The sequence below is a fragment of the Maribellus maritimus genome, assembly GCF_022267315.1.
Taxonomy (GTDB): domain Bacteria; phylum Bacteroidota; class Bacteroidia; order Bacteroidales; family Prolixibacteraceae; genus Draconibacterium; species Draconibacterium maritimum.
Window position 1 is genome coordinate 13,560 of the sequence record NZ_JAIKLE010000029.1, and the last position, 12,638, is coordinate 26,197.

The 12,638-nt window shown below is 40.4% G+C and carries 12 protein-coding genes; 11 read left to right on the top strand and 1 reads right to left on the bottom strand.

Annotated elements, in window-relative coordinates; translation table 11 throughout:
• Nucleotides 1-2 precede the first annotated feature (2 nt).
• From K5G00_RS21200 to K5G00_RS21220, 5 genes are all read left to right on the top strand, one after another.
• On the top strand, nt 3-986 hold the full coding sequence (locus tag K5G00_RS21200) for an aldo/keto reductase (protein ID WP_238768262.1): 984 nt from the start codon (nt 3-5) through the stop codon (nt 984-986).
• Between the two features lie 35 nt (nt 987-1,021).
• The gene (locus K5G00_RS21205) at nt 1,022-1,765 is read left to right on the top strand and encodes an SDR family oxidoreductase (RefSeq protein WP_238768264.1); all 744 of its coding nucleotides are present in this window, start codon (nt 1,022-1,024) and stop codon (nt 1,763-1,765) included.
• Nucleotides 1,766-1,794: 29 nt separating this feature from the next.
• Entirely contained in the window at nt 1,795-2,436 is a 642-nt protein-coding gene (locus K5G00_RS21210) for an NAD(P)H-binding protein (protein ID WP_238768266.1), read from the top strand.
• Between the two features lie 53 nt (nt 2,437-2,489).
• On the top strand, nt 2,490-3,326 hold the full coding sequence (locus tag K5G00_RS21215; RefSeq protein ID WP_238768268.1) for an oxidoreductase: 837 nt from the start codon (nt 2,490-2,492) through the stop codon (nt 3,324-3,326).
• A 99-nt stretch (nt 3,327-3,425) separates the two neighbouring features.
• On the top strand, nt 3,426-4,643 hold the full coding sequence (locus tag K5G00_RS21220; protein ID WP_238768270.1) for a multidrug effflux MFS transporter: 1,218 nt from the start codon (nt 3,426-3,428) through the stop codon (nt 4,641-4,643).
• A 151-nt stretch (nt 4,644-4,794) separates the two neighbouring features.
• On the opposite strand, the gene K5G00_RS21225 is transcribed toward K5G00_RS21220, so the two are convergent.
• Entirely contained in the window at nt 4,795-5,709 is a 915-nt protein-coding gene (locus tag K5G00_RS21225) for a helix-turn-helix domain-containing protein (protein WP_238768272.1), read from the bottom strand.
• 157 nt (nt 5,710-5,866) lie between these two features.
• Here K5G00_RS21225 and K5G00_RS21230 point away from each other — a divergent pair, with 157 nt between their 5' ends.
• The 6 genes from K5G00_RS21230 to K5G00_RS21255 all read left to right on the top strand — a co-directional run bounded on the left by K5G00_RS21230 (nt 5,867) and on the right by K5G00_RS21255 (nt 12,600).
• Complete coding sequence (locus tag K5G00_RS21230; RefSeq protein ID WP_238768274.1) at nt 5,867-7,033, top strand: alpha/beta hydrolase; 1,167 nt, start codon at nt 5,867-5,869, stop codon at nt 7,031-7,033.
• Between the two features lie 2 nt (nt 7,034-7,035).
• Nucleotides 7,036-7,887 (top strand): aldo/keto reductase, encoded by an 852-nt coding sequence (locus tag K5G00_RS21235; protein WP_238768276.1) that lies wholly within the window; start codon nt 7,036-7,038, stop codon nt 7,885-7,887.
• 54 nt (nt 7,888-7,941) lie between these two features.
• The gene (locus K5G00_RS21240; protein WP_238768278.1) at nt 7,942-9,801 is read left to right on the top strand and encodes an alpha/beta hydrolase; all 1,860 of its coding nucleotides are present in this window, start codon (nt 7,942-7,944) and stop codon (nt 9,799-9,801) included.
• Between the two features lie 75 nt (nt 9,802-9,876).
• Nucleotides 9,877-10,932: an alpha/beta hydrolase gene (locus K5G00_RS21245; protein WP_238768280.1), complete on the top strand. Its 1,056-nt coding sequence runs from the start codon at nt 9,877-9,879 to the stop codon at nt 10,930-10,932.
• Between the two features lie 12 nt (nt 10,933-10,944).
• Complete coding sequence (locus K5G00_RS21250) at nt 10,945-11,391, top strand: nuclear transport factor 2 family protein (RefSeq protein ID WP_238768282.1); 447 nt, start codon at nt 10,945-10,947, stop codon at nt 11,389-11,391.
• 21 nt (nt 11,392-11,412) lie between these two features.
• Nucleotides 11,413-12,600, top strand: a complete 1,188-nt coding sequence (locus K5G00_RS21255; RefSeq protein ID WP_238768285.1) for an aldo/keto reductase — start codon at nt 11,413-11,415, stop codon at nt 12,598-12,600.
• The last annotated feature ends 38 nt before the right edge of the window (nt 12,601-12,638 follow it).

A 12,638-nucleotide genomic window follows, 5' to 3' on the forward strand; every position in this document is an offset into this window, starting at 1 on the left:
TTATGAAAACAAGAACATTAGGAAAAAGCGGACTGGAAGTATCTGCACTAGGATTAGGTTGCATGGGGTTAAGTTTCGGCTATGGACCGGCAACCAATAAGCAAGATGCAATTAAACTAATTCAAAAAGCGTATGAATTAGGTGTAACTTTTTTTGATACCGCTGAAGTTTACGGGCCTTTTACTAATGAGGAATTATTGGGCGAAGCGGTGGAACCTTTCCGAAATCAAGTGGTTGTTGCAACTAAATTTGGTTTTAAAGAAGGAACGACAAGTAAAGGGATGGATAGTCGTCCTGAAAATATTCGCGCAGTAGCTGAGGCATCATTGAAAAGACTGAAGACTGATTGCATTGATTTGTTCTACCAACATCGGGTCGATCCGAACGTACCGATAGAAGATGTTGCAGGAACGGTAAAAGACTTGATTCAGGAAGGAAAGGTAAAACATTTCGGTATGTCGGAAGCCGGAGCTAAAGTTATTCGAAAAGCACATGCCGTTCATCCGGTAACTGCTCTGCAGAGTGAGTATTCGTTGTGGTGGCGCGAGACGGAAACTGAGATTTTACCCACACTTGAAGAGCTTGGAATCGGTTTTGTGCCTTTTAGCCCGCTTGGTAAAGGATTTTTAACCGGGGCAATCAACGAAAATACGCAGTTTGACAGCACTGACTTCCGGAATTCTGTTCCTCGGTTCTCTGAGGAAAACAGAAAGGCAAATCAGGTTTTGGTTGATTTGTTGAAATCGATTGCCACAGAGAAAGAGGCCACGCCTGCGCAAATTGCATTAGCCTGGTTGCTGGCTCAGAAGCCATGGATTGTCCCAATTCCCGGAACAACAAAACAACATCGTTTACAGGAAAATATCGGAGCTGCATCAATTGAACTTACAGCTAATGATATGGAGGCTATTGAAATAGCTGCGTTGAAGATAAAAGTTCAGGGTGACCGTTATTCTGTTACTTCTCAGAAAATGGTTAATCGTTAATCAATCAGTCGGTTTTAATTTAAAATTAATATAAAATGGAAAATATAGAAGGAAAAGTAGTCGTAATAACAGGGGCAAGTAGCGGATTTGGAAAAATCACGGCCGAGTATCTTTCAGAACGTGGAGCCCTCGTAGTTCTTGGTGCACGAAGTACAAAAAAAATAGAAGCAATCGCTAATGAGATTATAAGTAAGGGTGGTAAAGCTGTTGCTATAACCACTGACGTAACAGATAAGAATCAGGTGAAAAAACTGGTGGATACCGCTGTAACAGAATTTGGAAAAATAGATGTATTGCTTAATAATGCGGGAATTATGCCGTTATCGCCTTTAGAATATCTAAAGATCGAAGATTGGGATCAGTGTATCGACATCAACATAAAGGGAGTACTCTATGGTATTGCTGCCGCTTTGCCCTATATGAAAGAGCAAAAGTCCGGACAAATTATCAGTGTTTCGTCGGTAGCAGGTCACACCATAAATCCCGGAGGTGCAATTTATTCTGCAACGAAATTTTCGGTGCGAGTAATTTCAGAAGCATTGCGGCAAGAGGTAAAACCATATAATATCCGGACAGCGGTAATTTCCCCCGGAGCTGTTGATACAGGCCTGCCAGAAAGTGTAACTGCCGGAGATGTGGCTGAGGGCATCAAACAATTCTATGCCGAATATGCGATTCCTGCAGACTCTTTTGCCAGAGCAGTCGCTTTTGCCATGAGCCAGCCAGAAGATGTTGATGTGAATGAGATTGTGTTCCGGCCAACAAAGCAACAGCGTTAGTGGATGATAATTTTACTAAAGCACAGGACATGAAAATACTGATATTAGGAGCAGCAGGTCAAATTGGCCGTCTGCTCACTAAAGATTTATTGGAACAAACCGATTACGATCTGGTGCTTTATGCCCGTAATGCATCAAAAAGATTAAAAGATGCCAAGTCCAACCGAGTTTCGGTCGTGAACGGCGATTTTACCAACTATGATGCCCTTGTTACCGCCATGAGTGGTGTTGACGCCATTTACTTAAACGACATGAACAGTAGAAACGGTGTTCAAACCATTGCTAAAGCAATGAAAACTACCGGGCTTAAACGGATTCTAGTAGCATCAATACTGGGCATATACGACGAAGTTCCGGGGGCTTTCGGAAAATGGAACGAAAAAATGGTGGGTAAAGCAGGAATTCAAAGTCACAAAGAAACCGTGACACTCTTTGAAAATCCTGATATGGATTACACGATTTTACGACTTACCTGGCTATACAATCAGGAAGGTAACCGAAACTATCATCTGACTTTTAAAGGAGAACCTTTTGAAGGAGCCCAGTTAACCCGGCAAGCCGTGTCACAGTTAATTGTTGATATTTTGCAGGATAAATCGGGTAAGTTTTTAAAATCCAGCTTAGGGGTTGCTGAGCCCAATACCAATTGGGCTAAACCTTCATTTTATTGAAAATTCAATTGTAAAATATTGAATTTTCAATGATAATCAAAAATATAATAAAAATGAGTACATCAAATAAAACATGGTTAATTACAGGGTGCTCAAGCGGGCTTGGACGTGCTTTTGCGCAGGAAGTATTAAAAAGTGGATTCAATGCAGTGGTAACTGCACGCAACCCTAAAGATATTCAGGACATTGTTGAAGATTATCCGGGAACAGCTTTGGGATTAGCATTGGATGTGACCAATAAGGAACAGATCAAGGCCGTGATAGAACAGGCGGAAGCAAAATTTGGGTACATCGATGTATTGTTGAATAATGCGGGTCATGGATATCGCGCAGCGGTTGAAGAAGGTGATGAAAGCCGGGTAAACGAACTATTCAATACCAATTTTTTTGGTACTGTAAATATGATAAAAGCGGTGTTGCCCAGAATGCGTAAACAAAAATCAGGTACTATTTTCAATGTATCCTCTATCGCAGGACGTTATTCGAATCCAGGGTCGGGTTATTATTCGGCTACTAAATTTGCGGTGGAAGGCATGTCTGATGCACTTAGTAAAGAAGTTGCACCATTAGGCATTCGGGTAATCGTGGTCGAGCCGGGTGCTTTCCGCACCGATTTTGCTGGTCGTTCTCTTGTGGGGACTCCAGCAGAAATTTCAGACTATAAAGAAACCGCTGGTAAGCGTAGAAAAGAAAACGACCACACACACGGAACTCAGCCGGGTGACCCGAAGAAAGCTGCGCAAGCCATTATCAAAATAGCAGAAAGTGAAGTTACTCCATTCCGCTTATTGTTAGGAACAGATGCCATACAGCTGACCCATTCCGAATTAGAACATCAGATTAAAGAATTGGACGAATGGAAAGAAATCAGTTTTAGCACAGATTATTAGTCATATTGGAACACGGAAAGCATTATGGAAAAGGAGTCATCACTAAAAAAAACTCCGTTCATCGACTGTCAAAATAATAGGCGAAAAAGACAATAAAATATGAAGAAGAGATTGACCAGGACAAGCATGTCTATCGATGTGTTTGTCCTGGTTATTTTGGGGGGACTAATGGCTTTTACATCGTTGTCAACAGATATTTACCTTCCTGCCATGCCACAGATGCATAAGGATTTGCAGGGAGACATAGAGCTGACGATTACTGGGTTTCTAATTGGATTTGCGATTGCGCAAATATTTTGGGGCCCAATTAGCGACCAGTTCGGAAGGAAAATTCCTCTCGTTATCGGTTTAGCCTTGTTTATCATTGGCTCCGTTGGTTGCGCCATTTCACAAACCATTACCGGAATTATGATTGCCCGGGTTGTACAGGCATTTGGCGCTTGTGTAGGGCCAATGCTTTCGAGGGCTATGGTGCGCGACATGTTTGATCGCATAAAAGCTGCCGAGATGCTGTCAACTTTGATGATTTTGATGGCGCTGGCACCCATTGCAGGGCCTCTTTTAGGCGGACAATTACTAAAATTTAGTTCCTGGCACAGTATCTTTTGGTTGCTGGCAGTCATTGGGGTAATAATGCTGATTTCTTTAGTGAAGTTACCGGAAACATTATCTAAGGAAAACCACAGGAATACTTCGGTATGGGATGCTTTTAGAAGCTACGGTATCTTGTTTAGAAACAGAAAGTTCATGGCATATGTTCTATGTGTAACATTTTTTTACGTTGGAGCCTACTCGTTCATTGCCGGTTCTCCCGCGGTTTACATCACCTATTTTGGTGTAAGACCACAAAATTATGGTTGGTTATTCGCCATAAATATTTTAGGAATTATGGGACTGAGCTTTGCAAATCGCATTTTGGTTAGAAAATACAATTTAGATTTTTTACTAAAAGTTTCTACGGCAATAGCCATGTCAGCAGGAATTGTCTTGGCAATTTTCGTAAAATGGCATATCGGAGGAATTTATGGAGTTGTCATTCCTGTATTTTTCTTCTTTTCCATGAACGGCATTATTGCAGCCTCTACCACTGCTGCTGCATTAGATAAAGTACCAGAAATGGCAGGTGCGGCATCGGCTTTACTTGGGGCTTTACAATATGGTAGCGGGATTGTATCGACTCTTTTGTTGAGTTGGCTGGGCGATGGTTCCGGTAACCCTTGGAATATGAGTTGGATTATCGCCGTGTTTGCTATTTTCTCTGCATTAACCATTTTTGCAAAAGGTATATTGCAGTTAGCTACTAAAGTGAAGAAGTGAGAGAATACAAGGTACGTGACAAATAAATAAATTGACAATTACTATTATCTAATCCTCCCGGTTCAGAATGGGTTGAAAAAGGAGAAATTAAAAATGGCACAACTATTTTTTACAAAAAATCCCTTTGCTTGAATTTGGTTTGTAAATGAGTTTAGTTCAGTGTTGCCCTAAATTCATTCGGTGTAAAACCAGTCTCACTCTTAAACATTCTACTGAAATGTTGAGGATATTTGAAACCCAACTCAAACGCTATTTCACTCACTGATTTATTTTTATTGAATATTTTGTTTTTGGCCAGCTCAATAATTTTGTATTGGATGTATTCCTTTGCTGATTTCCCTGTTTCCTTTTTTATCATATCACCAAAATAGTTGGCCGACAAATGAAGTTCTCCGGCAAAATAAGCAACAGAAGGCAAGCCAATTGCCTGGGGTTTATCCGACAAAAAATAACCATTTAAAAGTTCCTCAAACTTTTCCAAAGTTCCTTTAATGACATTTTCCCGAGTAATGAACTGTCGATCGTAAAAACGTTCACAGTAGTTCAGAAATAACTCAATATTCGAGGTGATAAGTTTTTTACTGTGTTTGTCAACACCTTGCTGTAATTCGTGCCTTATTTTCGAAAAACAGTCCAAAACAATATGTCTTTCCCGTTCGGATAAATGCAATGCTTCATTAGCACTGTAACTGAAAAAGTGATATTCATGGATACTTTTGGCAAGATTTGTTCCCTGTATCAGGTCTGGATGAAAAACCAAAGCATACCCTTTGGGTTGATAAACCTTACCATCGGTTTCTATTTCCATGACTTGACCAGGAGATACAAAGACCAAAGTACCTTCTTGGTAATCATAGTAATTACGGCCGTATTTTAAGTCACCGCATTTTACTTCTTTCAAGAAGATACAATACAGCCCATAATTAATCCTGACATTCTCGTCTTTACCCCAGCTTCTTGGGTTTGCGTTCGAAAAATTAATGACGCTAACCAGTGGATGGAGTGTTTCATGATTGTTCAAGGCATTGTATGAACTTACAGTATCAAATTGATGCATCTTATCCATAACTGTACTATTATTTAGATACAAAAATAATCATTCCCCCCAAAGCATACATCATCTTAAAGCTGATATCCGTAAAAATGGTAGGCAATACAGTAATTTGTATACAAATATTTATGCGAATAGTCCATAATTTTGTGATAATGAAAACTATAATAGCATGAAACATGAAAATTTCACGAGGAAAGCAGGATATTTGAACAATGCCTCCCAAAGTCGAATTAGCAGATCAAAATTGTGGAACATTTTTTTTCAGCTTATCATAGTGCTTGTTTTTTTCGCTTGTGCGACAAATGATTCAAAAAATACGATTGGCGAGAATCCTTTGGTTATTCGCGAACAGGGAAGTTTTGCAGTTGGAGGAACTGTTAAAAAAAATCCAGGAATTTTCAACACAATTACACGCACACCGGAAGGGCAAACTTTTCATGGAGACCACGCTTATGTTTTTTATCAAATTCCGGCACAAGCCCGAAAATATCCTTTGGTAATGTGGCATGGAATCGGTCAGTTTTCGAAAACCTTCGAAACAACGCCTGATGGACGCGAGGGCTATCAGAATATATTTTTAAGAAGAAAGTTTGGTGTTTATCTGATTGATCAACCGAGACGCGGAAATGCAGGACGAAGTATGGAGGAAGCAACAATTGCACCAACTCCTGATGAACAGTTTTGGTTTAATACTTTTCGTGTTGGTGAATGGCCCGATTTTTTCCCGGGTGTACAGTTTTCAAAAGATCCTGAGGCTCTCAATCAGTATTTTCGGCAGATGGTACCCAATATTGGCCCCATTGATTATGATGTGAATGTAAATGCCGTATCTGCATTGTTCGATAAAATCGGAGAAGGTATTCTTCTTACACATTCACATGCGGGAGGGATGGGCTGGTTGACTGCAATTAAGAATCAGAACATAAAAGCAGTAGTTTCCTATGAGCCAGGCAGCGGATTCGTTTTCCCGGAAGGGGAAGTGCCTGAGCCGATTGAAAACTCAGCTGGTCCGTTGGTAGCAACCGGTGTTCCTATGGAAGAATTTATGAAACTCACAGAGATCCCCATTATCATATATTATGGCGATTTCATTCCTGAGAAACCTGATCCAAATCCAGGAACGGATGGCTGGCGTGCCCGTTTGGAAATGGCCAGGATTTGGAGAGATGCCGTTAACAAACACGGAGGTGATGTAACAGTTATTCATCTTCCTGAAATAGGAATTAAAGGAAACACACACTTCCCATTTTCAGATTTAAACAATGTGGAAATAGCTGATCTTATGGAAGACTGGCTAATTGAAAAAGGGCTTGATAAACAAAGCAAGATAAAATGAAGATGAAAACAGTAAAGTTAAATAATGGAGTAGAAATGCCAATCCTCGGATTTGGAGTATTTCAAATCGCTAATCAGGAAGAATGCGAAAACAGCGTGCTAAACGCGATAGAAACCGGATACCGCTTGATTGATACTGCCTCTTCGTATATGAACGAAATTGCGGTTGGGAATGCAATAAAAAAAAGCGGTGTAACAAGGGAAGATTTTTTTGTAACCTCAAAACTATGGGTTCAACATACCGGGTACGAAAACACAAAAATATCTTTTGAGAGTTCATTGAAAAAGCTTCAACTGGATTACCTCGACTTGTACCTGATTCATCAACCTTACGGTGATGTGCACGGATCGTGGAGAGCCATGGAAGAGCTTTACAAAGAAGGCAAAGTAAGAGCCATTGGTGTGAGTAATTTTCAACCCGATAGACTAATGGATATCATCACTTTTAATGAAATTGCTCCCGCTGTAAACCAGGTCGAAACGCATCCGTTCAATCAACAAATCGAAAATCAAAAATTCCTTATAGACAATGGCGTTCAGATAGAATCCTGGGGGCCTTTTGCTGAAGGAAGGAACAACCTGTTTACCAATGAACTTTTATCTGAAATTGGTAAAAAATATAATAAATCAGTTGCACAGGTGGTGCTCCGTTGGTTAACACAAAGAGGGGTAATTGTGATACCTAAGTCAGTCAGAAAAGAAAGAATGGCTGAAAACTTCAATGTGTTTGATTTTGAACTTAGCAGTGACGATATGGAAGCTATCGCTACGCTTGATACAAAAACCTCCAGCTTTTTCGATCATCGTGACCCGGAAATTATCAAATGGATGGGCAGTCGCAAGCTCGATCTTTAGTCGGTTTATAATCTTGTATTGCATGGCTTTTATAAGAAATATATTATGGTCAACATGGCAAAGAAACATTATTCAGGATCGCGAAAGAATAGTAATAATCCGCCTTTTTTCAGCAATGTCACAATTCTGTTTCTGTTAACCGGACTATTGCTATTAAGTTGTTCGGATAAATATATCGACAAAACAATTGATAATCAAGAGAGTAAAGACAATATTGAAAAACCCGATGAGATGTATAGTCATCTTACGACAAATAGTTATGTTCGGGATATAGTGAATCATCCTGCATTTGAAGGCTTTGGAAAGTTGTTGTTACCTCATGATGATAATTCTGGATACTATAATACCAGCTTGAATAACGTTGGAACCCTTATGCCTTATCATGGACATGTAGTACCGGAAGATGTTGTTGAGGCTCTTAATCGCATGATAGACGATGTAAATGAGGGGAGCAATATATTTTATGATTTCTATACCGAAGAACAAAAACAAAGTAATCCTTCTAAGGAAAATACCGGGTTGTTCTTTTTTAGAGGGAATCCAGGCGCCCCATTTACCATTATTTGTCCGGGTGGTGGTTTTTCATACGTAGGCTCACTGCACGAGGGGTTCCCACTGGCAAAGGTGGTAAGTGATAAGGGATATAATGCATTTGTTATTCGGTATCGGATTGGCGGTGAGCAAATAGCTTCTGAGGATTTGGCTGCGGCAATTTCCTATATATTCAGAAATGCTGCTGAATTGGGTATTGATACTGTTGATTACTCATTACTGGGAGGCTCTGCAGGAGCCAGAATGGTTGGAGACATCGCATTAAGAGGTGTAGCTGCTTATGGCGGTGATAATTTGCCAAAACCAGCAACGGCTATAATTGCTTATACCGGTCAATCCACCTACTCAAGTAGTTTTTCTCCAACATTCATTACGGTGGCTGCCAATGATGGGATCGTGAATATCAATACAGTAGAGAACCGTGTTGCGAATTTACGTAACGCAGGTGTTGAAGTTGAATATCAACGATACGAAAGAGCCGGACATGGTTTTGGAATAGGAACAGGAAGCGATGCTGAGGGTTGGCTGGATTTGGCTATTGATTTTTGGGAACGTCATATGGATAGAGGGGAAGTACAAAGTAGTCTTCAGAAAATAAATTATTTATGGAATGAAGGAAATGTTCCGGCAACTACCATTTATACCGTAAACAATTCCAATTATTTCGATCCACCTGAATTTCGCCCTAGCATGGTTTATTATCCGGTTAAAGTGGGTTTGACACCCAAAGGGGCGGTGCTTATTTGTCCCGGTGGTGCTTTTCAATTTCGTTCCGAAAATGAAGGTGCACCTGTAGCTGAATATTTAAGCGCACTTGGGTATCAGTGTTTTGTGGTGAATTATCGATTACGCCCATATACCATGCAGGAAGGAGCTTTGGATTTAGCCCGTGCAATTAGAATTGTGCGAAGTCATGTCAATGAGTTAGGAATTAACGAAGACGATATTGCGATTGCGGGATTTTCCGCCGGTGGCATATTGTGTGGTGAAGTGCTTCTAAATTTTGATGGAAATGTTAATGGAAGTGTCCTTGACTCGGATTACATGCCGGATGCATTGGATAACATTCGGGCAGATGCATGTGCTGTTGGAATGATATACTCTTTTTATGGAAGATTAAGTGTTGCATCTACAGATGTAGAAAAGTTTAAATCATCTGATTTACCTCCAACCTATTTTCTTTATGGTACAAGAGATCCTTTTGTTCACCAATTTGAATTATGTGTGGCTGCATTGCAGGAGGCTAATGTTTCAGCTGAATCCCATGTTTTGCGAGATTGGCCTCATGGTTTTGGCGCGGCTGATGGTCAATGGATAATCGAATTTGATAAATGGCTTTCACAAGTAATAACAAACAATTAGTAATTGATGATTTTAATTGATTCACCTAGTATAAATATTTAATCAAATAACTTATTGAAAATGAAAAATATAATAATGAAAAATATAATTAGTACAATAATTATGACAACAAGCATAATTGCTTCGGCTCAAAATAAAACAGACAATCCTTTTGGTCTTGTTTACAAGGATGCTATTACTGTAAATGTGCCCGGGACAGTGAATATTCACCCGGTAAACTACAAACTGAACGGAATTGATATTTCGGCCAATGTTTACACTCCGACAAATTACGATCCGGAAAAGAAGTATTTGGCAGTGGTGGTGGCTCACCCTAACGGTGGCGTTAAAGAACAGGTGGCCGGACTATATGCACAGCGTCTGGCAGAGTTGGGTTACATCACAATTGCTGCCGATGCGTCATACCAGGGCGCCAGCGGCGGAGAGCCCCGGCATACAGATAAACCCCAAAACCGCGTTGGTGACATTCATGGAATGATTGACTTTATTTCCCAATATCCGGGTGCTGATGCAGACCATTTGGGTGCCTTAGGAATTTGTGGTGGCGGTGGTTATACACTAAAAGCAGTTCAATCGGATAAGCGAATTAAGGCTGTTGCTACTTTGAGTATGTTTAATTCTGGTGAAGTAAGACGTAATGGCTTTCAAAATTCCCAATTAAACACTATTCAGGAACGCATGAAACAAGCTTCGGATGCCCGTGCACAAGAAGCGGCAGGCGGTAAAATTATCTATTCGGGCGTGGCGAGCATAACAGATGAAGAAATCGCTAAAACCCCAACTGATTTGTATCGCGAAGGATTTGAATATTATTATAGAACTCACAAGCATCCAAATTCAACTTTTTTGTACACAACAAGTAGCTTAATGGATTTAATGACCTGGGACGCAACAGACCAAATTGAATTAATCAACCAGCCTTTACTGATGATGGCCGGTAGCAAAGCAGATACAAAGTATATGACCGATGAGGCATTTGCGAAAGCTATCAATGCTAAAAACAAGGAATTGTTTTTGATTGACGGAGCAACGCACATTAAAACCTATTATGTTCCTGAATATGTCAATCAGGCGATGAATAAGCTCGATGAGTTCTTTGGAAGATATTTGGAAACAACTACTAATCAATAAAATTATACGACTATGAAAACAAAAATCATCGGACTATTTGCACTACTTCTTTGCGTACAGTGGTCTTTCGCTCAAAATACTGATGCGGAACAGAAAATTATTCAGCTATCAAAAGACAAATGGCAATGGATGGCGGATAAAAATGTTGATGAACTGAGTAAGCTCTTTCACCCAAAAGCCGAATTTGTTCACATGGGGGGACATTGGGGAACTGAGCAGGAACTCGGTATCATCAAAAGTGGTGGTATTTGGTACAAAAAAGCTGACATACACGAGGTTTCGGTGAATATCATCGATAATACTGCTATTCTTCTGAATCGAATTGACCTGTTGGCAGAAGTTGGTGGAAACGAGGTTACCAATCCGTTTGAAGTTACCGAAGTGTATATAAAACAAGATGGAAAATGGATGTTAGGCTCACTTTCGTTCACACGATTACTAACACCAGGAGATCATTAATTTATCTAAAACCACACAGCAATGAACAAATCAGAAGATAATAAATCAAACCGGGGTCTTAACCGCCGGAGATTCTTTAAAACCGGAGCGGTAATTGCCGGAGGATCTATGCTCGCATCAGCCACCGGGACAAATAAAGTATTTGGGCGAAACATTTCTGATAGCGAGTTAAACCGAAATGCCGGAACATCCAAACTAAGTCGTCGCACACTTGGCGGACAGTTGGAAGTTTCAAGTATAGGTCTTGGTGTTCAGAATATGAGCCGGACGTATCAGACAACTATTCCAACTCGTTCCGAAATGCTCAAAATTATTCGTGCAGCCTTTGACAATGGCGTAACCTTGTTTGATGCGGCTGAAGCTTATGGCCCATTTGAAGTTGAACGTATTTTAGGTGAAGGTGTGAAAGGTTTTCGTGATGAAGTTGTCATCGAAACAAAATTCGGTTGGAACATCGATCAGGAAACCGGGCAACGTTTACCGGGACTCAATAGCAAACCAAAGCACATTAAGCTAGTTGTGGAAGGAATGCTGAAACGCTTACAAACCGACCGAATTGATTTGTTGTATCAACATCGTGTTGATCCTGAAGTGCCAATCGAAGATGTTGTTGGGGCTATAAAAGACCTGATTAAAGAAGGAAAAGTATTGCATTACGGGCTGTCGGAACCGGGGTTGCAAACGGTCAGAAGAGCGCACAAAGAGCATCCTGTAACTGCCATTCAAAATGAACATTCATTATTATATCATGACTCTGACAAGGATGTTATTCCACTTTGCGAAGAATTGGGTATTGGATTTGTTCCATGGAGCCCGCTTGGTGTTGGATTCCTGACAGGTGCAATTGATGCACACACACGTTTTGCCCAAGGCGACATTCGTGGTATGGAGTCTCGGTTTTCTCCTGAAAGCATAACCAATAACCTGGCACTTGTTAGTTTACTTCAGAAGTGGGGCAATAAAAAACAAGCAACACCAGGTCAGGTTTCACTGGCATGGTTATTAGAACAAAAACCATGGATAGTCCCGATTCCTGGTACAACTCAAATGGCACACATGCTGGAAAACATTGGTGCCGACTCGATTAAATTCACTGCTGAAGAATGGCAACAATTCAACAAGGAACTAGAAACTGTTCAAATTTTAGGAGAACGGTTGCCGGAATTTGTATTACAATTTTCCAAGGTTGAAGCTCCGCCAAAGCTTTAATGCTGCATTATTCCTAATTAATCCGATTGAGGATAAAC

Bases quoted from the DNA above. Each gene is read 5' to 3' on its own strand.
- K5G00_RS21210 (WP_238768266.1), top strand. From the start codon at position 1,795: ATGAAAATACTGATATTAGGAGCAGCAGGTCAAATTGGCCGTCTGCTC.
- K5G00_RS21230 (WP_238768274.1), top strand. From the start codon at position 5,867: ATGAAACATGAAAATTTCACGAGGAAAGCAGGATATTTGAACAATGCC.
- K5G00_RS21200 (WP_238768262.1), top strand. From the start codon at position 3: ATGAAAACAAGAACATTAGGAAAAAGCGGACTGGAAGTATCTGCACTA.
- K5G00_RS21235 (WP_238768276.1), top strand. From the start codon at position 7,036: ATGAAAACAGTAAAGTTAAATAATGGAGTAGAAATGCCAATCCTCGGA.
- K5G00_RS21255 (WP_238768285.1), top strand. From the start codon at position 11,413: ATGAACAAATCAGAAGATAATAAATCAAACCGGGGTCTTAACCGCCGG.
- K5G00_RS21220 (WP_238768270.1), top strand. From the start codon at position 3,426: ATGAAGAAGAGATTGACCAGGACAAGCATGTCTATCGATGTGTTTGTC.
- K5G00_RS21225 (WP_238768272.1), bottom strand. From the start codon at position 5,709: ATGGATAAGATGCATCAATTTGATACTGTAAGTTCATACAATGCCTTG.
- K5G00_RS21215 (WP_238768268.1), top strand. From the start codon at position 2,490: ATGAGTACATCAAATAAAACATGGTTAATTACAGGGTGCTCAAGCGGG.
- K5G00_RS21205 (WP_238768264.1), top strand. From the start codon at position 1,022: ATGGAAAATATAGAAGGAAAAGTAGTCGTAATAACAGGGGCAAGTAGC.
- K5G00_RS21240 (WP_238768278.1), top strand. From the start codon at position 7,942: ATGGCAAAGAAACATTATTCAGGATCGCGAAAGAATAGTAATAATCCG.
- K5G00_RS21245 (WP_238768280.1), top strand. From the start codon at position 9,877: ATGAAAAATATAATTAGTACAATAATTATGACAACAAGCATAATTGCT.
- K5G00_RS21250 (WP_238768282.1), top strand. From the start codon at position 10,945: ATGAAAACAAAAATCATCGGACTATTTGCACTACTTCTTTGCGTACAG.